Genomic DNA, 22,226 nt, shown 5'->3' on the forward strand with positions numbered 1-22,226 from the left:
CCCGGGACCCGCGCGCGCACGGAAGGCATGGGACAGGGGGCGCTGGCCAGATCTTTCGACGCTAGGGGTGCAAACGACATGACAACCACCGATGTCACACGGGTCGCCTCCTATCGGGAGGTGACCGACAGGAACGGACGCGTCTATCGCGTGGGCGAGTCCGACATCGACATCATGGGACGCAAGCGCAAGTGGATGGTGATCCTGCCCTGGATCGGCATGATGGGCATCTCCTCCGCCGAGTACGCGTTCGCGTCCGCCGAGGACACGCTGCACGAGGCCCACCACTGGTCGAGCGGCAGCATCTACTGGATGATGACCGCCTGGGTGTTCTGCCAGGCCGCGGTCGCGTTCCCGGCGGGGCGGCTGCGGGAGAGCGGCAAGCTGCCCGCGCGCTGGGCGATGATGCTGGGTTCGGTCGGCACGCTGCTGGGCTACCTGTCGCTGGCGTTCGCGCCGCACGTCTCCCTCGCCTTCATCGGGTTCGGCGTGTTCAGCGGTATGGGCGCGGGCATGGTGTACGCGACCTGCGTCAACATGGTCGGCAAGTGGTATCCGGAGCGCAGGGGCGGCAAGACCGGCTTCGTCAACGGCGGGTTCGCCTACGGCTCGGTGCCTTTCGTCTTCATCTTCCACGGCTACATGGACGGCACCAACTTCCGCTGGGTGCTGGTCTCGGCGGGGGTGTTCCTCGCCGGGATGGTGGCGCTCGCCGGCTTCTACTTCCGGGACCCGCCGAAGAACTGGTGGCCGGCCGCCATCGACCCGCTGAACCCGCCGGACGACCCGCGGGCCCGGCGTTCGCTGGAGAAGAACCCGCCGGCCGTCAAGCAGTACTCCCCGATGGAGGCCTGGAAGACCGGCCGGGTGGCGCTCATGTGGTTCTGCCTCGCCTGCACCTCCGGCGTGAACATCTTCGGTATCGCCTTCCAGGTCGACATCGGCGAGGAGGCGGGCTTCGCGGCCGGGATCGTGGCCGCCGCCATGTCGCTGAAGGCGATCGTCAACGGCACCGGGCGCGGCGTCATCGGCTGGCTCTCCGACCTCTACGGCCGCAAGCAGTGCCTGCTCTACGTGTGCGCGATCCTGGGCCTCGCCCAGTTCGGCATCATCTGGGCGGCCGAGATCAAGAACCTGCCGTTGTTCCTGATCTTCTCCGCCATCTCCGGTTTCGGCGGCGGTGCCATCTTCCCGATGTTCGCGGCGCTGACGGCGGACTACTTCGGTGAGAACAACAACGCGACCAACTACGGGATGGTCTACAGCTCCAAGCTCGTCTCCGGTCTCGGTGCGGGCATGGGTTCCGTGGTCGTCGGCGTCTGGGGCTACAACGGCGCCTTCAGCCTGGCGGGAAGCATCTCGATCTTCGCCGGGTTCGTGGCCCTGTTCCTGCATCCGCCCGGACGCTCGAAGGACAAGCGCGTCACGCCCAACCCCCGTCCGCTCGGAGAGGGGTGAGCCGGCGAAACCTCTCCCCGCACGGACCGGGCGGCCCCTCCCGCAGCACGCGGGAAGGGCCGCCCGGTCCGTGGTTTCGTCAGTGGCGCCGCTTGCGCAGGGCGGCCAGGTTGTCGTAACTGATCTTGGCCTCCCTGAGCGACTGCGAGGGGTCGCTCGCGCTCGGGGAGTTGTCGTCCTCGATCATCGGGTTGTGGTAGTTGCGCTGCCCGACCCGGGAGAAGAACGTCGTGTAGTCGATGACCCCGGTTCCGAAGGGCACCATGTCGTAGCCCATGCCGTTGGTGGTGCTGACCACGCCGTCCTTGGCGTGGAAGAGCGGGTAGCGCCGGTTGTTGCGGACGACCAGCCCGGCCGGGTCGAAGACGTTCTTCCGGGTGGATCCGTCGTGGGCGGTGTACTCGCGGAACTTGTACTGGGCGACGTGCGCCCAGAAGATGTCCATCTCCAGCCAGACGACCTTCGGGTCGGTGACCTTGAGGAAGTACTCCAGCTTCCGGATGCCCGAGCTGCGGGTCGGACGGCCCTGGTCGTCCAGCGGGCCGCCGTCGAGGAGGAAGCCGTAGGCGCTGTCGTGGTTGTGGGTGTAGAGCTTGATGCCCTCCCGGTGCGCGATCGCGCCCAGCGCGTTCCACTTGTCGGCGGCCACGTCCCAGTCGGCGCGGTAGGAGCTGCCGGTGGGGTCGCCACCGGTGCCCATGTGGTCCATGCCGAGGATGTTGGCGATCTCCAGGTGCTTCTTGAAGGTGTCCTTGTCCGCCGTGGTCAGCGGCCAGGAGGACGGGATGAAGCCGTGGTTGCCCTGGGCGCGCAGACCGTACTCGTCGAGCCAGGAGCGCAGCAGCCGGGCGCCCTGGACGGATTCCAGGGCGGCGCCGCCCGGTGCGTTGGCGTGCTGGTTGTATCCGGCGAACTCCACCTGCCGGTAGCCGTGGCGGGACAGTTGCTTGAACACCTCGCGGAAGCCGGAGGGCAGGTCCGAGGCGAGGGGGTCGCGGGCAGTGGCGTCACGGACGGTGTAGAGGATGATGCCGCGCTTGTCCGCGGGGACGAGGATCTGCCCGCGACCGTGGTCGTGGTCTCTGCCCCCGTCGTGGGCGAGGACCGGGGAGGCCCCGAAGACGGGGGCCGCCACGGCTCCGGCCGCCACGGCGGTGCAGGTGCTGAGGAAGCGGCGCCGGTTCACGCCGAGGGCGCGGCGCAGGTTCTCGTCCGGGGCGTCGGCGGCCGTGCCGGAGTCGGTGCGGGAGGGGTCGGTGAACGGGGTCACGGGTGCCTGCCTTCTGGGTCGTGGCCTGCGCCGATGCGGCTCGGGCGGGCCGTTGTCAGTGCCGTGTGTTTCACTCTCGGTAGTCGGATTTCGGCGGGCGTACCGGGTGGTGCGTCAGCCGAGTCCGGCCAGCCGGAGCAGGAGTTGTTTCACGTCGGTGGCCGCGACGCGGTCTCCGACAGCGCGGGGGGTGGAGCAGATGAGGAGCGGACCGTCGTCGTCGCTCGCGGGGAGGCGGCCGTGGCTGCCTCGAATAGGTGAGGGGTCCAGCGGCACGACCGCCATGCGGTAGCGCATGCCGAGCTTCTTGCGGGCCAGGGCGCCGGCCGCCTTGACCTTGACGTAGGGGTCGAGCGGGTCCATGAACAGCTCGACCGGGTCGTAGCCGGGTTTGCGGTGGATCTCGACGAGCTGCGCGAAGTCGGGCGCGCGGTCGTCGTCGAGCCAGTAGTAGTACGTGAACCAGGCGTCCGGCTCGGCGAGGGCGACCAGCTCGCCGGCCCGGGGGTGGTCGAGGTGCTGGGCCTTCTTGCCCTCGTCGTCGAGGAGTTGCTCGATGCCGGGCAGTCGGTCGAGGGCGGCGCGGGTGGCGTCGAGGTCCTCGGGGCGGCGGACGTACACGTGGGCGACCTGGTGGTCGGCGACCGCGAAGGCGCGGGAGGCCATCGGATCGAGGTACTCCATGCCGTCCTGGGTGTGCACCTCCAGCAGCCCGGCGCGGCGCAGGGCGCGGTTGATGTCCACGGGCCGGTTGACGGGGGTGATGCCGTACTCGGACAGCGCGACGACGGTGCGGCCCTCGGCGCGGGCGTCGTCGAGCAGCGGGGCCAGCGCCGCGTCGAGGTCGGCGGCGGCCTTCAGGGAGCGCGGGTCGTCGGGGCCGAAGCGTTGCAGGTCGTAGTCGAGGTGAGGGAGGTAGCAGAGGGTCAGGTCGGGGTGCCGGGTGGTCATGATGTGCCGGGTGGCGTCGATGATCCACTGGCTGGAGACCAGGTCGGCGCCGGGCCCCCAGAAGTGGAAGAGAGGGAAGGTGCCGAACTTGTCGGTGAGTTCGTCGTGCAGGGCCGGGGGCCTGGTGTAGCAGTCGGGTTCCTTGCGGCCGTCGGCGTAGTAGACGGGACGGGGGGTGACGGTGTAGTCGGTGTCGGCGCCCATGGCGTACCACCAGCAGATGTTGGCGACGGTGTAGCCGGGGTGGGCGCGGCGCGCGGCGTCCCAGAGTCTGTCGCCGGAGACGAGTCCGTTGTGCTGGCGCCACAGCAGGACGTCGCCGAGTTCGCGGAAGTACCAGCCGTTGCCGACGATGCCGTGCTCGGCGGGCATGGTGCCGGTCAGGAAGGTGGACTGGGCGGCGCAGGTGACGGCGGGCAGCACGGTGCCGAGCGGCGCCCGGGAGCCGGACTGGCCGAGCTGCTTGAGGTGGGGCATGTGGTCGAGCAGGCGGGGGGTGAGACCGACGACGTCCAGGACGAGAAGGGGGGTCGGTCCGTCGGCGGGGGTGGGTCGGGTCATGGCAGTTCCTTCAGGCCGAGGTCCGTCAACAGGTCGCGGGCGAGGGTCAGCTCGGCGGCGATGCCGTCGGTGAGCTGGGCGCGGGCTCGGGGCCGCAGCTCGGGCGGGAGGGCCTGCCAGGTGTAGGTCTCGACCTCCAGGTGCCGGGTGAGCGGGTGCGGGCCGCCGACGAGCCTGGTCAGTGCGGCCTCGAGTACCGGGAGGGTGGAGGTGAGCGGCGCGGCGGGGGCCGCGTGCAGGGGGACGTGGAAGTGGGCGCGCCAGGGCGCCGTGTCGGGCAGCGGGCCGCCGTCCGCGAGGGCCTCGTCGAGGTCGTCGGTGCCGTGCAGGCCGCCGGCGAGGGTGGTGGTGCGGGTCTGGTGCAGGAAGCGCGGCTCGGCGAAGGCGGCGAGGGCTTCGCGGACCGCGGGGTCGGCGGGGTGTTCGGCGTGCAGCGCGGCGGACAGCTGGGACTTGACGACGGGCACGCGGGCGTCGGTGAGGGCGTCCAGGGCGGTGTGCGGGTCTTCGAAGGAGGTGGCGAGGTGGCAGGTGTCAACGCAGACGCCGATGCGGTCGTGGCCGATCGCGGTCAGCGGGGCGAGGGCGTCGTGGGTGGTCTCGACGACGCAGCCGGGTTCCGGTTCCAGGCCGATGCGGATGGAGCGGCCGGTCAGTTCCTGGAGCGCGTCGAGGCGTTCGGCGAGGGTGACGAGGGCGGCGCGCGCCTTGTCGGCCCTGGTGTCGTCGTAGGCGGTGCGCCAGGCGAGCGGCAGGGTGGAGATGGTGCCGTCCGTGACGTCGTCGGGCAGCAGTCCGGCGAGGAGGCGGGCCAGGGAGGTGGTGTGTTCGAGGCGTTCGGGGTCGGCCCAGTCCGGCTTGTAGACGCGGTACTTGACCTCTTCGGCACCGAAGCCCTCGTAGGGGAAGCCGTTGAGGGTGACGACCTCCAGGCCGCGCCGGTCGAGTTCGGTGCGCAGGCCGCGCAGGGCGGCGGGGTCGGTGACCAGGGCGTGGGCGGCGTCGCGGGCGAGCCAGAGCCCGATGCCGAGGCGGTCGCGGCCCAGGCGCTTGCGGACCGGCTCGCAGTGGTCGCGGAGCTGGGCGAGGACGCCGTCCAGGGTCTCGGCGGGGTGCACGTTGGTGCAGTAGGCGAGGTGGACGGTGGAGCCGTCGGGGTGCCTGAAGCGCATGGCTCACTCCCCGCCGCGCAGGACGGAGTTGCCCTCGTGCGTGGCCCCGCCGGAGCTCACGTCGAGTTCCAGCCGTCCGCTGAGGCCGTAGAAGGCGACGGGGTTGCGCCACAGCACCCGGTCGACGTCGTCCTCGGTGAAGCCCTCGGCGAGCATCAGGTCGCCGACCTTGCGGGTCTTGAGCGGGTCGCTTCTGCCCCAGTCGGCGGCGGAGTTCACCAGCACCTGTTCCGGACCGTACTCGCGCAGCAGGGCGACCATCCGGGCCTCGTCCATCTTGGTGTCCGGATAGACGGAGAAGCCGAGCCAGGCGCCGCTGTCCTTGGCCTCCTTGACGGTGGTCTCGTTGAGGTGGTCGACCAGGACCCGTTCCGTCGGCAGTGCGGACTCCCGGACCGCGTCCAGGGTGCGGCGCAGGCCGGCGAGCTTGTCGCGGTGCGGGGTGTGGACGAGGGCGGGCAGGCCGTGGTCGGCCGCGAGCTGGAGCTGGGCGGCCAGGGCGGTGTCCTCGGCGGGGGTCATCGAGTCGTAGCCGATCTCGCCGACGGCCACCACCCGGTCCTTGACGAGATAGCGGGGCAGCTCGTCGAGGACGGGCAGGCACCGGGGGTCGTTGGCCTCCTTGGGGTTGAGGGCGATCGTGCAGTGGTGGGCGATGCCGTACTGGGCGGCGCGGAAGGGTTCCCAGCCGAGCAGGGCGTCGAAGTAGTCGCGGAAGGAGGCGGGTGAGGTGCGGGGCTGGCCGAGCCAGAAGGACGGTTCGACGAGGGCGCGGACACCTGCCGCGTACATGGCCTCGTAGTCGTCGGTGGTCCGGGAGGTCATGTGGATGTGGGGGTCGAAGATGCGCATCAGGACTCCTTGCCGTGGGGGTCGGCCGTGCCGGGCGCGGGGCGTCCGGACTCGGTCAGGGCCAGGACGCGGTGCAGGTCTTCGGGGACGGCGCGGTCCGCGGCGGTGCGTTCGGCGGCGTAGTCGGCGAGCATCCGGGCGAGCTCGCCGTCGCCGCGGGCCCGGCGGGCGAGGTCCGCCACGCTGTCCACGGGGACGCCGGTGAACAGGCACTTCAGTACGGCGTGCCGCCACTGGTGCGTGTCGAGGTGCCGGGCGGCGTACGGGCCGAGGGCGGCGGCGACGAGCCGGGTGTCGTTGGTGCGCAGGGCGTCCTCGACGAGCGGGAGGGCGTCCGGTCCCGGCACCAGGTGGGGCAGGGCGTGCAGGACGGCGCGGCGTTCGTCGGCGGTGCCCTGGGAGTAGACCCGGGTCAGGGCGACGGTGTCGGCGCGGGCGGCGTGCAGGACGAGGACGCGGGCGGCGTCGGCGTGGGCGGGCCCGCAGCGGCGGCCGGCCTCGGCGAGGCGCAGTTCCCACACCGAGATGGGGCCGTGGGTGCCGGGGTGGGCGGCGGCCTCGTCCAGTGCCTGGTCCAGCCAGGCGCGGGCGGCTGGGCCGAGCCGGGCGGAGAGGACGGCGCGCAGGTCGGCGGGCGGGACGTGGGCGGGGGTGGTGCCCTGGGGGTCCTGTCCGGCGGAGGTGCCGTCCGTGTCCTTGGTGTCGGGGGTGACGTGGGCAGCGTGCGGCTGCGTCATGGTGTGGCTCCCTTCAGTGGGTGGCGGAGGGCTCGCCCGAGCGGTTGGTGCGCGTCGGCGGCGCCGGTGCGGCGCGGCGCAGGAACGGGAGGGAGCGTGCGGCGAAGTGGGGTCCCGCGTGGGAGTGGCGGGGCAGTTCGACGACGGTCAGGCCCTGGTAGCCGGTGGCGGCGAGGGCCTCCAGGACGGGCGGGAAGTCGATCTCGCCGTCACCGAAGGGGAGGTGTTCGTGGACGCCGCGGCGCATGTCCTCGATCTGCACGTGGCGCAGCCAGGGGGCGGCGGCACGCACGCAGTCGGAGGGAGGGAGCGGTTCGAGGCACTGGCAGTGGCCGATGTCCAGGGTGAGGCCGAGGTGTTCGGGGTCGCCGAGGGCACGGCGCAGGGTGTGGAAGTCGGCGAGGGTGGCGAGGAGGTGCCCCGGTTCGGGCTCCACCGCGAGGGGGACGCCCGCGGTGACGGCGGCGTCCAGCACCGGGGCGAGGGTCTCGGCCAGCCTCTTCCACGCCGTGTCCGCGTCCGTGCCCGCCGGGGGCACGCCGCTGAAGCAGTGCACGGCGTGGGCCCCGAGGTCGGCGGCGACCTGGACGGCGCGCACCAGGAGGCGGGCGCGGCGGGCGCGGTCCTCCGGGTCGGGGTCGAGCAGGGAGGGGCCGTGCTTGCGGCGCGGGTCGAGTACGTAGCGGGCGCCGGTCTCCACGGTGACGCCCAGACCGAGCGCGTCCAGTCGCCGGGCGACGCGACGGGTGCGGGCGGTGAGGTCCTCGGCGAGCGGGTCGAGGTGCATGTGGTCGAGGGTCAGGCCGACGCCGTCGTAGCCGAGGTCGGCGAGGAGGCCGAGGGCGTCGTCGAGGCGGAGGTCGGTGAGGCCGTTGGTGCCGTAGCCGAAGCGGAGCGGGTGCGCGGCCGTCCCGGCCCCGGCCCTGGCCCCGGTCCCGGTCCCGGTCCCGTTCGCTCCCGTGCTCGGCCCCGGCGTCGGCGCACGGTCCGGCCGCTCCGGCGTCCGTCCCCGCACCGGCCGGCGCTGCGGCCCCTGCTCCGGCCCCTGCTCCGGCCCCTGCTCCGGTCCGTGGTCTGGTCCGTGGTCCGGACCGTGCTCCGGGTTCCGGCTCATGTGATGCTCACCTTCCTCATGGCGGACCGCCTGGCGAACAGCCGGCCCGCCGGGGCGAGGGCCGCCACCAGGAGCGCCGTGACACCGGCACCGCGCGCACCGGAGCGGGCGGCGAGCGCGGCCTGGAGCGGGATCGTGGCCCGGATGCCGCCGCCCACGGCGCGTTGGGTGAGCGGGGGTGAGGGGTTGAGCACGGCGTGGAGGTAGGGGCGGGCCGCCGTCGCGGCGTAGGCGGCACCCAGCGCGGCGGCGAGGACATCGGCAGCGGCGGGGGGCGGGGCGGCCCCGAACAGACGGGGGGCGGCGGACGCGGGGCCGGAGCCGGACACACCGGGGACGGCGGACACCGGGCCGGGACCCGACACACCAGCAACGCCAGACACCAAGCCGGAACCCAACACACCAGGAGCAGCGGACACCGGACCGGAACCCGACACACCAGCAACGCCAGACACCAAGCCGGAACCCGACACTCCAGGAGCAGCGGACACCGGACCGGAACCCGACACACCAGCAACGGTGGGCGCCGGGACGGAGCCCGGCAGGCCGGGGGCGGCTGCTGCCCGCCGGCCTGCCGGGAGTCGGGTGAGGCGGAGGGCGACCAGGCCGGTCAGCGCCCCCGTCGTCGCGAGAGCCGCCAGCGGGGCCAGCACGGAACCGCCCGTGGTCTCCCGGCGGGAGACGGCCGTGACCGCGAGGGTGTGGCTGCCGAGCAGCGCGGCGGAGGGCAGCGCGGCACGGGTGCCGCCGCCGGTGGTGGCCGCGCCCAGGAGCAGGTCGAGCCCGCGGGCCGCCGCCATGGCCGCCGGACCGGCCGGCGTGTGCTTCAGGGCGAGGTCGTAGGCCCAGACGGTGGCCGCCAGCGGTGCCGCGACCGCGAGCGCGGGGCGTCCCGCACCCGCCGCCAGCGCCAGCCCGACGCCGGTGAGGACCCCGGCGGCGGTCAGCGCGGCAGCGGGGCGGATCCGGCCGGACGGGAGGGGGCGGTGCGGACGTTCCACGGCGTCCTCCGCCCGGTCGGCCCAGTCGTTGAGGGCCATGCCGGCCTCGTACAGACACAGGGAGGAGCCGATGGCGAGCAGGGTGCGGGGCCCGGGGCGCGCTCCGGCCGCCGCCGCACCGGCCAGGGCGTCGCCGGGGACGGTGAACAGGGCGGGCAGGCGCAGCAGTTCGGCCCAGGCGACGGCGCGGGAGGGCCGGGTGCCGGGTGTGCTCGGCCCCGGACGGCCGGAGGGCGGGGCGGTGGGCCGGGCGCCGGGGGTGTCCGCCGGTCGGGTCCCGGCCGCCCGCCCGGTCGTCTCCCTGCCGGGCGTGACGGTGCGGTTCATCGCCGCGCCCCGCGTCCGTCGGCGTCGGCGTCGGCGTCGGGGGCGGGGGCGGGGGCGAAACCGGTCTCGGAGTCGGCGTCGGCGTCGTCCGCCAGCCGCCCGGCGAAGCGTTTCAGCTCCGCGTACTGCTCGGCCAGGGACGACGGGCCGTCCCCCACCGGGTCCTTGAAGTAGAAGCCCAGTTCGCCCAGCGGGCCGGTCAGCCCCCTCTGGTGGGCGCGAACGACCAGGCGGGCCAGGTCGAGGACGAGCGGCGCGGCCAGGGACGAGTCGCAGCCCTGCCAGGTGGTCTGGAGGACCATGCGGGCGCCGAGGAAGCCGTCGAAGGCGATGTGGTCCCAGGCGGTCTTCCAGTCGCCGAGCGCGGGCACGTCGTCGATGTGGACCTCGCCCTCGACGGGGGCGCCGAGGGTGTCGGCGAGGACGCGTTCCTTGCCGGCGTTCTTCGCCGCCGCGGCGGCCGGGTCGGCGAGTGCGGCGCCGTCTCCACCGCCCAGCAGGTTCGTGCCCGACCAGGCACGCACCGCGAGCGCCCGCTGCGCGAACATCGGGCCGAGCACCGAGCGCAGCAGGGTCTGCCCGGTCTTGCCGTCGCGGCCCGCGTACGGCAGGCCGCTCGCCGCGGCCGGTGCGGACAGCGCGGGGTGGTGCAGGCCGGTCGACGGGGTGAAGTTGACGTACGGGCAGCCGGCGCGCAGGGCGGCGGCGGCGTAGAGCGAGCTGGCGGGGAGGGCGCCGCCGGTGGGCACGGGTTCGGTGGAGGCCACGTTCACCACCACGGTCCGGTCCGTTCCCGAGCGGCGTGCGAAGTCGGTGATGTCCGCGGCGAACGCGGCGATCAGCGCCTCCTCGTCGCGCAGGTCGCCGGGCAGCGGGCCGCCCGGTCGGATCTCGCGGTCGGCCGCGGCCAGCTCGGCGCCCACGGCCGAGGGCAGTCCGTGCGGCAGCACGCCCCCGGCGGCCAGGGCCTCCGCCCGCTTGGGCAGGGGGCAGTCGACGGTGTCGTGACCGCCGAAGACGAGGGACGGGAGGGCCGGGAGCCCGGCGTCGGCGAAGTCGGGGGTCTCGGTGACCATGCCGGTCGGGGGGTGCAGCCCCGCGGTCACGGCGGCGCAGCCCGCCACCACCGTGGTGGCGACGGAGCCGCGGGCTCCGATCAGCCAGACACCGGTACGGGAGCCGCGGGAGGAAGCGGAGGGGGACGCGGACATGGGCAGCCTCCTTGTCGAGCGCGTCGGGCACACACGAGCGGTGGTACGGCCGGGTGGTCGAGTTCGGGGTGACGGCGGGCGGAGGTCCGGCGTCCTCCGCCCGCCGCCGTTCCGGTCGCCCCCCTCGTTCAGGGGGGCGGGGTCGCCCTAGGAGGGCAGTTCCTTGAGCTGGATGTTGCGGAAGGAGACCTGGTCGTCGGCGCCGTGGTTCTGGAGGCCGATGTAGCCGTCGGTCAGGCTCCGCTCGGGGTCCTTGTTGGTGAAGTCGTTGATCTTGACCCCGTTGAGGAACACCTGGAGGCGTTCGCCCTGGACCTTGATCTCGTAGGAGTTCCACTGGCCGGGCGGCCGCAGGACCTGGTCACGGGCCTTGATGTTCGCCGCCTTGAACGTGTAGATCGCACCGGTGGTGCGGTCCACGGCGTCCGTGGCGTCGATCTGGACCTCGTAGCCCTTGTTCACCGCGGACCAGGGGTCGTCGGAGGCCGGGAAGCCCACGAAGACACCGGAGTTGTCGTCGCCCCGCATCTTCCAGTCGAGCTTGAGGGAGTACGACTTCAGCTCCTTGGCCTGGTACCAGAGCAGGCCCATGCCGCCCTCGGACTCCAGGACGCCGTCCTTGACGTTGAACTTGCCGGGTCCGGCCTGCTTCCAGCCCTCGAGCGTCTGGCCGTTGAAGATGTCCCGGTAGCCCTTGGCCGGCTTGCAGTCCCCCTTGACCTGGCCGGTGGCGTACTGCATGCCGCCGAGCAGGTGGCCGCGGAAGGCCTCGTCCGCGTAGGACTCCTTGGTGTGGCCCATGCCGGTGTAGAAGGAGCGGCCGCCGCCGTAGCTCTGGCACCAGGCGATCGGGTGGTCGCCCTTCATGGTGCCGCCGGAGTAGGTCGTCTCGTCCAGGGTGGCGAGGACCTTGGCCTGCTCACGCGGGTTGGTGCGGTAGTTGTACCACTCGTCGGTGCGCTCCCAGGCGTCGTCCAGGTGCGCGGTGGCCGGGTGGTCGTGGTCCTCGACGCGGACGGTGGCCTTCTGGATGGCCGGGTGCGAGTCGAAGTAGGCGCCGACGAGGCCGCCGTAGAACTCCCAGTCGTACTCGGTGTCGGCGGCGGCGTGGATGCCCAGGTAGCCGCCGCCGTTCTTGACGTAGTTCTCGAACGCCTTCTGCTGGTCGGCGTTGAGGACGTCACCGGTGGTGGACAGGAAGGCGACCGCGTCGTACTTGGCGAGGTTGGCCGTGGTGAACTGCCCGGCCTCCTCGGTCGCGGTCACGGAGATGCCGGCCGGGGTGCCCAGCTCCTTCAGGGCGGCGATGCCCGCCGGGATGGAGTCGTGGCGGAAACCCGCGGTCTTGGAGAAGACCAGGACCTTCTTGCCGGCCTGGAACGGCTCCGTGGAGAACTCGAAGTCGTCGATGTCGAACAGCGCGCCCTCGCCGCCCCTGAAGACCAGGTAGACGTCGGTGGTCTTCTTGGGCAGGGCCCGCAGCGGCACGTCGACGTTCTGGAAGGTCTCCCAGCCGCCGGTCGGCGGGATGTACGCCGAGCCGTGCAGCGGGCCGGTGGGCGAGCCGGTGCGCACCTCGACGTAGCCGCCGGCCCCGCCGGAGGAGGCCCGTACGGTCAGCTTCTTCTGCCCGTCGAACTTGTAGGGGCTGAAGGAGATCCAGTCGCCGTCGTCGATGTTGCCGACGGTCTTGCCGCCGTTGGCGCCGGTCTTGTCGATCGGCGCCACGCCCTGCTGGGCGGTGAAGTGCTCGGCCTGGCGGTGCGGGGGCTGGATCACGGTGCGGGCGGTGCCGGTCAGGGCCTCCTGGCCGTTCGCCCCGCCGTCGGTGTAGCTGGCGCCGACGACGCCGTAGATGTTGGCGTTGGGGTCGTGGCCGCCGTCGCCCGGCGGCGGGTTGAGGGTGCCCTCACAGCCCATCTCGCTGGTCAGCTCGTGGGCGTGGGAGTCGTGTCCGAGGCTGTAGGCGACCTTGACCTTGGAGCAGTCGATCGTCTCCTCGGGGTCGGTGACCTTCACCTTGAAGGGGATGGGCTGCCCCATGGGAAGGAGGGTGCCGTTGCCGGGGGTCTCGATGACCACCTTGGGCTCGGTGTTGCCGACCACGATCCGGACGCTGGCGTGGCCGGTGTTGCCCTCGGGGTCCTTGGCGGTGAAGGTCGCGGAGTAGGTGCCGACCTTCTTGTACTGGTGCGTGGGGGTGAGTCCCTCGCCCTTGGTGCCGTCGCCGAAGTCCCAGGCGTAGGTGAGGTCCGGGGAGTCGGCGTCCTTGGCGGAGCCGGTGAAGGCGACCTTCAGGCCGGCGGCGCCGGACGTCTTGTTCGCGCTCACCTCGGCGATCGGGGAGAAGCCGTCCGCGGCGTTCTCGATCCGGTACAGGGCGGAGTCCTTGTCGCCCTGGAACCAGGACAGGCCGTAGTCCAGGACGTAGAGCGCGCCGTCGGGGCCGAACTCCATGTCCATGATCTGGGTGCCGGTCCACGGGAAGTCGTTGATCTTGGCGACCGCTCCGTCCTCGGTCTGCTCGATCCGCTTGATCCACCGGCGGCCGAACTCACCGGCGAAGAAGTCCCCGTCGTACTCCTCGGGGAACTTGACGCTGGAGTCGAGCTCGGGGTCGTAGCGGTAGACCGGGCCGCCCATCGGGGACTCGGAGCCGCTGCCGAACTCGGGCACGGAGTCGTCGTCGTACGGGATCCAGGCGGCCTGCGCGGGCGGCAGGTCGGTGAGACCGGTGTTGTGCGGCGAGGTGTTCTTCGGGGCCGCGCAGTCGAAGGTCTCGCCGGAGGTCCTGGTGGCGAAGTCGTAGTCGACGTACGGGTCGTTGTCCCCGGTGCAGAAGGGCCAGCCGAAGTTGGCGGCCTTGGTGACCTTGGCGAACTCGACCTGTCCGGCCGGACCGCGCTTCGGGTCGGCGGCGCCGGCGTCGGGACCGTAGTCGCCGACGTAGACCGTGCCGGTCTTCTTGTCGACGCTGATCCGGAACGGGTTGCGGAAGCCCATCGCGTAGATCTCGGGCCGGGTCTTGTCCGTGCCCGGCTCGAAGAGGTTGCCCTCCGGGATGGTGTAGGAGCCGTCCTCGGCGACCTTGATGCGCAGCAGCTTGCCGCGCAGGTCGTTGGTGTTGCCGGCGCTGCGCCGGGCGTCGAAGGCCGGGTTGCGGTCGGCGCGCTCGTCGATCGGCGTGTAGCCGTCGGAGGCGAAGGGGTTGGTGTCGTCGCCGGTGGAGAGGTAGAGGTTCCCCTCGGCGTCGAAGGCGATGTCGCCGCCGACGTGGCAGCAGGTGCCGCGCGAGGCCGCGACGTCCAGGACCTTCTTCTCGCTGGCCATGTCCAGCGTGCCGTTGGGGTTGAGGACGAAGCGGGAGAGGCGGTTGACGCCGTCGAACTTCTTGAAGTCCTCGGCGGTGCCGTTCTCCGGGGCGTCGCCCGCGGGGGTGTCGAGCGGCGGGGCGTAGTAGAGGTAGATCGCCCGGTTGTTCGCGAAGTCCGGGTCGATGCCTACGCCCTGCAGGCCCTCCTCGTCGTGGTTGTAGACGGGGATCTTGCCGGCGACCTTGGTGACGCCGCCCTGGTCGGTCAGGCGCAGTGTGCCGTCGCGGGCGGTGTGCAGGACGCTGCGGTCCGGGAGCACCGCGAGCGACATCGGCTCGCCCATCTCGGGCTCGCCCTTGGCGAGCGGTACCTGCTGGAACTGTCCCTCGGCCGCCGCCGTCCCGTCGTGCTCCGGGTGGCCCGGATGGGCGCCGGCGACGGTGGCCGGGGTGCCCACGGCCAGCAGCAGGCCGGTGAACAGGGCGAGGGTGGTGCGAAGCCTGGGGCGCCTCGCGGTCGTGGTGCCTTTGAGTCTGGTTCTGTGCACGAAGTCCCTCCGGGAACGGGTGGGCCGTACGGGATGGGTGCGAAGACGTGCGATGCGGGCGCCGGGGTGCGCCGTCACCCCGGAGGCGTGAGTGTCCTGGACACTTCAGGGACGGTAACCGCGTTCTTCCGGGGCGAACACCCCTTGGACCGGGGCTGGTTGAACTTTTTCCCAACTCAGGACAAAGCGGGATTCGGGCAGGCCGGACTGGGGACCGGCGGGTGGTCCGGTCCCCGTCCCGACCTGCTGCTCGGGCTCACCGATCGGCTGGGGACCGGCTGCGGTCCCCGCGGATCAGCTGTTGAACGCTGCGTCGAAGGACGCGCTGGGCGGCTCGAAGTCGAAGGCCTTGAGGCGGTTCAGGGCCTCGGGTGCGCCCTGCAGCCGGTCCATGCCGGCGTCCTCCCACTCGACGGAGACGGGTCCCCGGTAGTCGATGGAGCGCAGCATGCGGAACACGTCCTCCCAGGGGACGTCGCCGTGCCCGGCCGACACGAAGTCCCAGCCGCGCCGGGGGTCGCCCCACGGCAGGTGGGAGCCGAGCCGTCCGTTGCGGCCGTCGAGGCGCTTGCGGGCCTCCTTGCAGTCGACGTGGTAGACGCGGTCGCGGAAGTCCCACAGGAAGCCGACGGGGTCGAGGTCCTGCCACACGAAGTGCGAGGGGTCGAAGTTGAGGCCGAAGGCCGGCCGGTGGTCGACCGCTTCCAGCGCGCGCTGCGTGGTCCAGTAGTCGTAGGCGATCTCGCTGGGGTGCACCTCGTGGGCGAAGCGCACGCCCTCGGCGTCGAAGACGTCCAGGATCGGGTTCCAGCGGTCGGCGAAGTCCTGGTAGCCGCGTTCGATCATCGACTCGGGCGCGGGCGGGAACATGGCGACCAGGTGCCAGATGGCCGAGCCGGTGAAGCCGATGACGGTGTCGACGCCCAGACGTGCGGCGGCCCGTGCGGTGTCCTTGATCTCGGCGGCGGCGCGCTGCCGTACGCCCTCCGCGTCGCCGTCGCCCCAGATCCGCGCGGGCAGGATGGCCTCGTGGCGCTCGTCGATGATGGCGTCGCACACCGCCTGGCCGACCAGGTGGTTGGAGACGGCCCAGCACTTGAGGCCGTACTTGTCGAGCAGTTGGTGCCGGGAGTCCACGTAGGAGGGATCGGCGAGGGCCTTGTCCACTTCGAAGTGGTCGCCCCAGCAGGCGAGTTCCAGGCCGTCGTAGCCGAAGTCGCGGGCGAGGCGGCAGACCTCCTCCAGGGGAAGGTCCGCCCACTGACCGGTGAAGAGCGTGAAGTTGCGCGGCATGTCGCTGCCAGCCTCCTCAGGGGGTGATCGGGGTGTAGACGGAGTTCTTCTCGGCGCTCTCCTCCACGGCCGCGAGCACGCGCTGCACCTGCAGCCCTTCGGCGAAGGAGGGTTCGGGCGCGCGGCCCTCGGCGACGGCGTGCACGAGGTCGCGCACCTGGTGCACGAAGGTGTGCTCGTAGCCGAGTCCGTGGCCCGGCGGCCACCAGGCGTCCAGGTAGGGATGCTGGGGCTCGGTGACCAGGATCCGGCGGAAGCCCGCGTGCTCCGCGGATTCGGTGGCGTCGTGGTACTCCAGCTCGTTGAGCCGTTCCAGGTCGAAGGCGAGCGAGCCGCGCTCGCCGTTGAGTTCGATGCGCAGGGCGTTCTTGCGGCCGGTGGCGTACCGGGTGGCCTCGAAGGAGACCAGTGCGCCGGAGGTGAGGCGGCCGGTGAACACGGCGGCGTCGTCCACGGTGACCTGCCCCGTCACCCCGTCCGCCGAGCCCGCGGACAGGCCCCGGGAGGCGCCGGCGGGCAGCGGGCGCTCCCGTACGAAGGTCTCGGTGAGGGCGGAGACGCCCGCGATCCGCTCCCCCGACAGGTACTGGGCGAGGTCGACGATGTGGGCGCCGAGGTCGCCGAGCGCCCCCGACCCGGCCAGTTCCTTGCGCAGCCGCCAGGTGAGCGGGGCCCTCGGGTCCACCAGCCAGTCCTGGAGGTAGGTCACCCGCAGGTGCCGCAGGCGGCCGACGCGGCCCTCGGCGACCATCCGCCGGGCCAGCGCGGTGGCCGGCACCCGGCGGTAGTTGAAGCCGACCATCGCCAGCTGCCCGCGCATCCTGGCCTCGTCGGCGGCGCGGGTCATCGCCTGCGCCTCCTCGACGGTGTTGGCGAGCGGCTTCTCGCACAGGACGTGTTTCCCGGCGGCGAGCGCGGCCAGCGCGATCTCGGCGTGGCTGTCGCCGGGGGTGCAGATGTCGACGAGGTCGATGTCGTCCCGTTCGACCAGGGTCCGCCAGTCGGTCTCGGTGCTCGCCCAGCCGTGCCGGTCGGCCGCCAGGCGGACGGCGTCGGCGTCCCGTCCGCAGATCGCGGCCTGCACCGGGTTCAGCGGCAGGTCGAAGACCCGGCCGGCGGTGCGCCAGCCCTGGGAGTGGGCGGCACCCATGAAGGCGTAGCCGACCATGCCGACGCGCAGGGGCGGTCTGGTCGCGGACGCCCCCGTCGCCGCCCCGGCCCCGGCGTCGGTCCCGGTATCGGTCCCGCTGTCGGTCCCGGCGGCTGCCTCTTCGGCGCCGGCCCCCTCGGGCTGCTGCGGCTGTCCCATGCGGATGTCCTCCTCGTCGTGGTGGCGCGGTGGGGGTGGGCCCCGCCCCGGCGGACCGGCTGGTCGGGCCGCCGCCGGGGCGGCGCCCGTCACTTGAAGCCGGTGGACATGTACTGGTCGACGTTGTCCTTGTCGACGACGGCCGAGTAGCAGGTGACGGTGGAGGGGATCTCGAACTCGGCGAGGCCGCTGACGCCCTTGCCCTGGCCCAGCGCGCGGGCCAGGTCGATCGCGGAGGCCGCCATGGTGGGCGGGTAGAGCACCGTCGCCTTCAGCACGCCGCGGTCGGCCTTGATGGCCTCGAAGGCGGAGAGCGCGCCCGCGCCGCCGACCATCAGGAAGTCGTCGCGTCCGGCCTGCTCGATGGCGCGCAGGGCGCCCACGCCCTGGTCGTCGTCGTGGTTCCACAGGGCGTCGAAGTCCGACTGGGCCTGGAGCAGCTGGGCCATCTTGGCCTGGCCGGACTCGACGGTGAACTCGGCGGCCTGGCGGGCCACCTTCTTGATGTTCGGGTAGTTCTTCAGTCCGTCGTCGAAGCCCTGGGTGCGCTGCTGGGTCAGTTCCAGGTTGTCGATGCCGGCCAGTTCTATGACCCGGGCGTTCGGCTTGTCCTTGAGCTTCTCGCCGATGTAGTGGGCGGCGTTGAGGCCCATGCCGTAGTTGTCGCCGCCGACCCAGCAGCGGTAGGCCTGGGGGCTGTTGAAGATGCGGTCCAGGTTGATGACCGGGATGCCGGCCCGCATCGCCTTGAGGCCGACCTGGGTGAGCGCCTTGCCGTCGGCGGGCAGCACCACCAGGACGTCGACCTTCTTGTTGATGAGGGTCTCGATCTGCCCGATCTGCTGCGCGGTGTCGTTGGAGCCCTCGGTGACCTCCAGGGTGACTTCCGAGTACTTCTCCGCGCGCTTCTTGGCGTTGTCGTTGATGGCGTTGAGCCAGCCGTGGTCGGCCTGCGGTCCCGCGTAGCCGATGGTGATCGGCTTGCCGGGCTTGTCGTCGGCGGCCGGCTGGGTGTCCGCGGCGGCCTTGTCCTCGCCGTCGTCGGGGTCGTTGCTGGTGCACCCCGTGAGGACGGCACCGGCGGACACGGCGGCGGCTCCGAAGAGCAGCCCTCTGCGACTCGTGAGCTTCGTCATGACGGTGAACCCTTTCCTCAGTGCGTGCTTGCGGTACGGCGCTGGACCAGCACGGCGGCGACGATGATCGCGCCCTTGGCGATCTGCTGCACGTCGGTCTGCAGGTTGTTCAGGGCGAAGATGTTGGTGATCGTGGTGAAGATCAGGACGCCCAGCACGGAGCCGAGGATGTGGCCCCGGCCGCCGGTCAGCAGGGTGCCGCCGATGATCGCGGCGGCGATGGCGTCGAGTTCGTAGAGGTTGCCGTTGGTGTTCTGGCCGGAGCCGGCCAGGACGATCAGCAGGAAGGCCGCGATGCCGCAGCACAGCCCGGACAGCAGGTAGAGGTAGAGCCGCTGGCGGCGGACGTCGATGCCGGCGAGACGGGCGGCCTCCGCGTTGCCGCCGACGGCGACGGTGCGCCGTCCGAAGGTGGTCCGGTTGAGCACCAGCCAGCCGATGACGGTGACGGCCGCGAAGACCAGGACCAGCGGCGGGATGCCGAGGATGTAGGCGTCGCGCTCGCCGAGGTCCAGAACGCTGGAGACCGTGACGACCTGGGTGCGGCCGTCGGTGATCTGGAGCGCGAGGCCGCGGGCCGAGGCCAGCATGGCGAGGGTGGCGATGAAGGGGACCATCTGGCCGAAGGCGATGAGCACCCCGTTGACCAGTCCGCAGCCGACTCCCACCACGACGGCGGTGAAGAGGATGCCGAAGAACCCGTACTCCTGGGTGGCGACCGTGGTGGCCCACACCGAGGCCAGGGCGACGATGGCGCCGACCGACAGGTCGATGCCGCCGGAGACGATGACGAAGGTCATGCCTACGGTGACGACGCCGATCACGGACGCCTGGGTGAGCACCAGCTGGAGGTTGCGGGTGTCGAGGAACGAGTCGGGCTGGGTGATGCCGCCGATCAGGACCAGTACGGCGAGCACGCCGAGCAGGGTGAGGGTGCGGACGTCGGCGCGGCCCAACCGGACCCGCCAGGCGGGCGGACCGTCCACGGGTGCCGCCTTGCCGGTGCCGTCCCGCGGCGGGGACACGTGCTGCGTCATGACGCCGGACTTCCTTCCATCACGAGGTCGAGTACGCGGTGTTCGTCGAGTTCGCGGGCGGGGGCCTCGTGCACGACGCGGCCCTCGCGCAGTACCAGTACGCGGTCGGCGAGACCCAGTACCTCGGGCACCTCGCTGGAGACCAGCAGGACGGCGAGGCCCTCGTCGGCCAGGCGCCGGATGACCGCGTAGAGCTCGGCGCGGGCGCCGACGTCGACGCCGCGGGTGGGTTCGTCGAGCAGCAGGACCCGGCAGCCGCGCAGCAGCCAGCGGGCGAGTACCGCCTTCTGCTGGTTGCCGCCGGACAGGGTGCGCACGGGCACGGACGGGTTGTCGGGCCGCAGCGACAGCTCGCGGGTGGCCTTGCGGGCCGCGCCGAGTTCGGCGCCGCGGTCGATCCAGCCGCCGCGCGAGAAGCGGGACATGGCGGAGACCGACACGTTGCGGGTGACGGACTCCAGCATCAGCAGGGCCTGGGCCTTGCGTTCCTCGGGGGCGAGCCCGAGCCCGGCGCGCACCGCGGCGCGCACGCTGCCCGGCCTGAGCGGGCGCCCGTCGACGAGGACCTGGCCGGCGTTCGCCTTCCGGGCGCCGTAGACGGTCTCCAGGATCTCGGAGCGGCCGGAGCCGACCAGTCCGGCGAGGCCGACGATCTCGCCGGGGCGCACCTCCAGGTCGAGCGGGGCGAACTCGCCCTGGCGGGCCAGTCCCCGCACGCTCAGCACGGGTTCGCCCGCGGGCGGGGCGCTGGGCCGCTCGGGGAAGACGTACTCGACGTTGCGTCCGGTCATCAGCGCCACCACCTCGCGGGTGGGCGTCGACTCGGCGGGCAGGCCGCGGGCCACCGCCCGGCCGTCCTTGAGGACGGTGACCCGGTCGCCGATGCGGCGGATCTCCTCCAGGCGGTGCGAGATGTAGACGACGGCGACTCCGTCGGCGGTGAGGTCGGCGACGATGCGGAAGAGGTTGTCGACCTCGTCCGGGTCGAGCGCGGCGGACGGTTCGTCCATCACGATCAGCCGTACGTCGTGCGAGAGCGCCCGGGCCATGGACACGATCTGCTGCTGCGCCGCCGACAGGTCGCCGACCAGCCGCCCCGGGTCGACCTCGGGGTGCCCGAGCCGCTTGAGGAGCGCGGCCGTCGACGCCTTGGCCGCCCTGCCCCGGACGACGAAGCCGGCGGCGGTCGGCTCGTGTCCGAGGTGGACGTTCTCGGCGACCGACAGGTGCTCCACCAGGTCGAGTTCCTGGTAGATGGTGGCGATGCCCAGGCGCATGGCCGCGATGGGCGAGCGCAGGGTGACCTCCTCGCCGCGCCAGCGGATGGTGCCGGTTTCGGGCTGGTGGGCGCCGGCCAGCACCTTGATGAGGGTGGATTTCCCGGCGCCGTTCTGGCCGAGGAGGCAGTGCACCTCGCCGGCCTGGACGTCGAGGTCGACGCCGTCGAGGGCCCGGACTCCGGGGAACGACTTGGTGATGCCGGACATGCTGAGCAGCGGTGGTTCTGGTGCCATGTGAGGTCCCCTCGGCGGGCGTGCGGGCCGGTGTCAGGGCAGAGCAGAGCAGGGCGTGGCGGAACGGGGCGTGGCGGTACGGAGCAGAGCAGGGCGTGGCGGTACGGGGCGTGACGGTACGGAGCAGAGCAGGGCGTGACGGTACGGAGCAGGGCAGGGCCGGGTGGAGCGCTGTGCTGGATGGAGCTCGGGAACCGAACGGTGCTACGCGGGTGAGAACAGGTGGTCGCTGATCAGCCGGGCCGCGCCGATGACTCCGGCGGTGGGTCCCAGCTCCCCGAGGACGATGGGCAGGTTGCCGGTCGCCAGCGGCAGCGACTGGCGGTAGACCTGGGTGCGGATGGCGGCGAGCAGGTTGTGGCCGAGGCCGGTCACCCCGCCGCCGATCACCACCAGGCCCGGGTTGAAGAAGCTGACCAGGCCGGCGATGACCTGGCCGGTGCTGCGGCCGCCCTCCCTGATCAGGTCCAGTGCGGTGGCGTCGCCCGCGGCGGCCGCGGCGGCGACGTCGGCGGCGCTGAGGCCGCCGTTCGCCGCCAGCCGGTTCGCGAGTTCGGCCGACTGACCCTGCTGGGCGGCCTCCGTGGCGTCGCGGGCCAGGGCCGCGCCGCTGAAGTGGGCCTCCAGACAGCCGCGGTTGCCGCAGGCGCACGGGCGTCCCTCGGGCACGGCCTGGATGTGCCCGATGTCGCCCGCGCTGCCCGTGGTCCCGCGGTAGACCTCTCCGCCGACGACGATGCCGCAGCCGATGCCGGTGCCGATCTTGACGACGAGGAAGTCGTGCTGGGTGCGGGCGACGCCCGCGTGCTGCTCGCCCAGCGCCATCAGGTTCACGTCGTTGTCGACCATGACCGGGCAGCCGAGCTCCTGGCTGAGTGCCTCCCGTACGGGGAAGCCGTCCCAGCCCGGCATGATCGGCGGAGCCACCGGCACGCCCTCGGGGAAGCGGACCGGCCCCGGGACACCGATGCCGGCGCCGTCGAAGCCCTCCGCGAGCCCGGAGGCGCGCAGCTTGGCGGCCATGGACAGCACCTGCTCGAAGACCGCGACCGGGCCCTCGCGCACGTCCATGGGCTGGTTGATGTGCCCGAGGATCTCCAGTTCGGCGTTGGTGACGGCGACGTCGACCGAGGTCGCGCCGATGTCGACGCCGAGGAAGCGCAGTTCGGGGTTGAGGCGGACGTTGTGGCTGCGGCGTCCGCCGCGTGAGGCGGCGAGTCCGTCGGCCACGACGAGACCGGTCTCCAGCAGCCGGTCCACCTCGACGGCCAGCTTGGACCTGGAGAGGTCGACCTGGTCGCCCAGCTGGGCACGGGAGTTGGGCCCGCCGTCGCGCAACAGCCGGAGCAGTCGCGCCTGGTGGGCGTTAGCGGGTCGTGCGGTCATGCGTCTCACGAGCCCCTCCCCGCCTCGATCGGCCTT

The 22,226-nt window shown here is 72.3% G+C and carries 16 protein-coding genes; 1 reads left to right on the forward strand and 15 read right to left on the reverse strand.

Annotated elements, in window-relative coordinates:
• The first annotated feature begins 78 nt into the window (after nucleotides 1-78).
• A complete protein-coding gene (locus IE94_RS0104165) occupies nucleotides 79-1,458 on the forward strand; it encodes an OFA family MFS transporter (RefSeq protein ID WP_030178241.1) in 1,380 nt (459 codons plus the stop codon).
• Between the two features lie 79 nt (nucleotides 1,459-1,537).
• Here the strand turns inward: IE94_RS0104165 and IE94_RS0104170 are convergent, their stop codons facing one another.
• From IE94_RS0104170 to IE94_RS0104240, 15 genes are all read right to left on the reverse strand, one after another.
• The gene (locus tag IE94_RS0104170) at nucleotides 1,538-2,728 is read right to left on the reverse strand and encodes a sugar phosphate isomerase/epimerase family protein (RefSeq protein WP_030178243.1); all 1,191 of its coding nucleotides are present in this window, start codon (nucleotides 2,726-2,728) and stop codon (nucleotides 1,538-1,540) included.
• Between the two features lie 114 nt (nucleotides 2,729-2,842).
• Complete coding sequence (locus IE94_RS0104175) at nucleotides 2,843-4,240, reverse strand: alkaline phosphatase family protein (protein ID WP_030178244.1); 1,398 nt, start codon at nucleotides 4,238-4,240, stop codon at nucleotides 2,843-2,845.
• Nucleotides 4,237-5,412: a metabolite traffic protein EboE gene (gene eboE, locus IE94_RS0104180; protein ID WP_030178245.1), complete on the reverse strand. Its 1,176-nt coding sequence runs from the start codon at nucleotides 5,410-5,412 to the stop codon at nucleotides 4,237-4,239. The genes IE94_RS0104175 and eboE overlap by 4 nt, the downstream gene beginning before the upstream one ends.
• Before the next feature lie 3 nt (nucleotides 5,413-5,415).
• Complete coding sequence (locus IE94_RS0104185; protein ID WP_030178246.1) at nucleotides 5,416-6,264, reverse strand: TatD family hydrolase; 849 nt, start codon at nucleotides 6,262-6,264, stop codon at nucleotides 5,416-5,418.
• Complete coding sequence (locus tag IE94_RS0104190) at nucleotides 6,264-7,001, reverse strand: EboA domain-containing protein (protein WP_030178248.1); 738 nt, start codon at nucleotides 6,999-7,001, stop codon at nucleotides 6,264-6,266. Before IE94_RS0104190 ends, IE94_RS0104185 begins: the two co-directional genes overlap by 1 nt.
• 13 nt (nucleotides 7,002-7,014) lie before the next feature.
• The gene (locus tag IE94_RS0104195) at nucleotides 7,015-8,115 is read right to left on the reverse strand and encodes a sugar phosphate isomerase/epimerase family protein (protein WP_030178250.1); all 1,101 of its coding nucleotides are present in this window, start codon (nucleotides 8,113-8,115) and stop codon (nucleotides 7,015-7,017) included.
• Nucleotides 8,112-9,443 carry an SCO3242 family prenyltransferase gene (locus IE94_RS0104200; RefSeq protein WP_051777254.1) on the reverse strand — a complete coding sequence of 444 codons (1,332 nt, stop codon included), beginning with the start codon at nucleotides 9,441-9,443 and terminating at the stop codon, nucleotides 8,112-8,114. Before IE94_RS0104200 ends, IE94_RS0104195 begins: the two co-directional genes overlap by 4 nt.
• The gene (locus IE94_RS0104205; protein ID WP_030178257.1) at nucleotides 9,440-10,654 is read right to left on the reverse strand and encodes an inositol-3-phosphate synthase; all 1,215 of its coding nucleotides are present in this window, start codon (nucleotides 10,652-10,654) and stop codon (nucleotides 9,440-9,442) included. The genes IE94_RS0104200 and IE94_RS0104205 overlap by 4 nt, the downstream gene beginning before the upstream one ends.
• A gap of 147 nt (nucleotides 10,655-10,801) precedes the next feature.
• Nucleotides 10,802-14,515, reverse strand: a complete 3,714-nt coding sequence (locus tag IE94_RS0104210) for a ThuA domain-containing protein (RefSeq protein WP_030178262.1) — start codon at nucleotides 14,513-14,515, stop codon at nucleotides 10,802-10,804.
• Between the two features lie 294 nt (nucleotides 14,516-14,809).
• Nucleotides 14,810-15,808 carry a sugar phosphate isomerase/epimerase family protein gene (locus IE94_RS0104215; RefSeq protein ID WP_030178265.1) on the reverse strand — a complete coding sequence of 333 codons (999 nt, stop codon included), beginning with the start codon at nucleotides 15,806-15,808 and terminating at the stop codon, nucleotides 14,810-14,812.
• A 16-nt stretch (nucleotides 15,809-15,824) separates the two neighbouring features.
• The gene (locus tag IE94_RS0104220) at nucleotides 15,825-17,117 is read right to left on the reverse strand and encodes a Gfo/Idh/MocA family protein (protein ID WP_030178267.1); all 1,293 of its coding nucleotides are present in this window, start codon (nucleotides 17,115-17,117) and stop codon (nucleotides 15,825-15,827) included.
• An 89-nt stretch (nucleotides 17,118-17,206) separates the two neighbouring features.
• Nucleotides 17,207-18,253 carry a substrate-binding domain-containing protein gene (locus IE94_RS0104225; RefSeq protein WP_030178269.1) on the reverse strand — a complete coding sequence of 349 codons (1,047 nt, stop codon included), beginning with the start codon at nucleotides 18,251-18,253 and terminating at the stop codon, nucleotides 17,207-17,209.
• 17 nt (nucleotides 18,254-18,270) lie between these two features.
• Nucleotides 18,271-19,290, reverse strand: a complete 1,020-nt coding sequence (locus tag IE94_RS0104230) for an ABC transporter permease (protein ID WP_030178272.1) — start codon at nucleotides 19,288-19,290, stop codon at nucleotides 18,271-18,273.
• On the reverse strand, nucleotides 19,287-20,804 hold the full coding sequence (locus IE94_RS0104235) for a sugar ABC transporter ATP-binding protein (protein WP_030178274.1): 1,518 nt from the start codon (nucleotides 20,802-20,804) through the stop codon (nucleotides 19,287-19,289). Before IE94_RS0104235 ends, IE94_RS0104230 begins: the two co-directional genes overlap by 4 nt.
• A gap of 204 nt (nucleotides 20,805-21,008) precedes the next feature.
• On the reverse strand, nucleotides 21,009-22,190 hold the full coding sequence (locus IE94_RS0104240) for an ROK family transcriptional regulator (protein ID WP_030178281.1): 1,182 nt from the start codon (nucleotides 22,188-22,190) through the stop codon (nucleotides 21,009-21,011).
• Nucleotides 22,191-22,226: the final 36 nt, after the last annotated feature.

It is taken from the genome of Streptomyces violaceorubidus (assembly GCF_000717995.1).
In the GTDB taxonomy this organism is placed as follows: domain Bacteria; phylum Actinomycetota; class Actinomycetes; order Streptomycetales; family Streptomycetaceae; genus Streptomyces; species Streptomyces violaceorubidus.

Excerpts from the sequence above, each read along its gene's own strand:
- IE94_RS0104165 (WP_030178241.1), top strand. The coding sequence starts at position 79 with ATGACAACCACCGATGTCACACGGGTCGCCTCCTATCGGGAGGTGACC.
- IE94_RS0104175 (WP_030178244.1), bottom strand. The coding sequence starts at position 4,240 with ATGACCCGACCCACCCCCGCCGACGGACCGACCCCCCTTCTCGTCCTG.
- eboE (WP_030178245.1), bottom strand. The coding sequence starts at position 5,412 with ATGCGCTTCAGGCACCCCGACGGCTCCACCGTCCACCTCGCCTACTGC.
- IE94_RS0104185 (WP_030178246.1), bottom strand. The coding sequence starts at position 6,264 with ATGCGCATCTTCGACCCCCACATCCACATGACCTCCCGGACCACCGAC.
- IE94_RS0104190 (WP_030178248.1), bottom strand. The coding sequence starts at position 7,001 with ATGACGCAGCCGCACGCTGCCCACGTCACCCCCGACACCAAGGACACG.
- IE94_RS0104195 (WP_030178250.1), bottom strand. The coding sequence starts at position 8,115 with ATGAGCCGGAACCCGGAGCACGGTCCGGACCACGGACCAGACCACGGA.
- IE94_RS0104200 (WP_051777254.1), bottom strand. The coding sequence starts at position 9,443 with ATGAACCGCACCGTCACGCCCGGCAGGGAGACGACCGGGCGGGCGGCC.
- IE94_RS0104205 (WP_030178257.1), bottom strand. The coding sequence starts at position 10,654 with ATGTCCGCGTCCCCCTCCGCTTCCTCCCGCGGCTCCCGTACCGGTGTC.
- IE94_RS0104215 (WP_030178265.1), bottom strand. The coding sequence starts at position 15,808 with ATGCCGCGCAACTTCACGCTCTTCACCGGTCAGTGGGCGGACCTTCCC.
- IE94_RS0104220 (WP_030178267.1), bottom strand. The coding sequence starts at position 17,117 with ATGGGACAGCCGCAGCAGCCCGAGGGGGCCGGCGCCGAAGAGGCAGCC.
- IE94_RS0104225 (WP_030178269.1), bottom strand. The coding sequence starts at position 18,253 with ATGACGAAGCTCACGAGTCGCAGAGGGCTGCTCTTCGGAGCCGCCGCC.
- IE94_RS0104230 (WP_030178272.1), bottom strand. The coding sequence starts at position 19,290 with ATGACGCAGCACGTGTCCCCGCCGCGGGACGGCACCGGCAAGGCGGCA.
- IE94_RS0104235 (WP_030178274.1), bottom strand. The coding sequence starts at position 20,804 with ATGGCACCAGAACCACCGCTGCTCAGCATGTCCGGCATCACCAAGTCG.
- IE94_RS0104240 (WP_030178281.1), bottom strand. The coding sequence starts at position 22,190 with ATGACCGCACGACCCGCTAACGCCCACCAGGCGCGACTGCTCCGGCTG.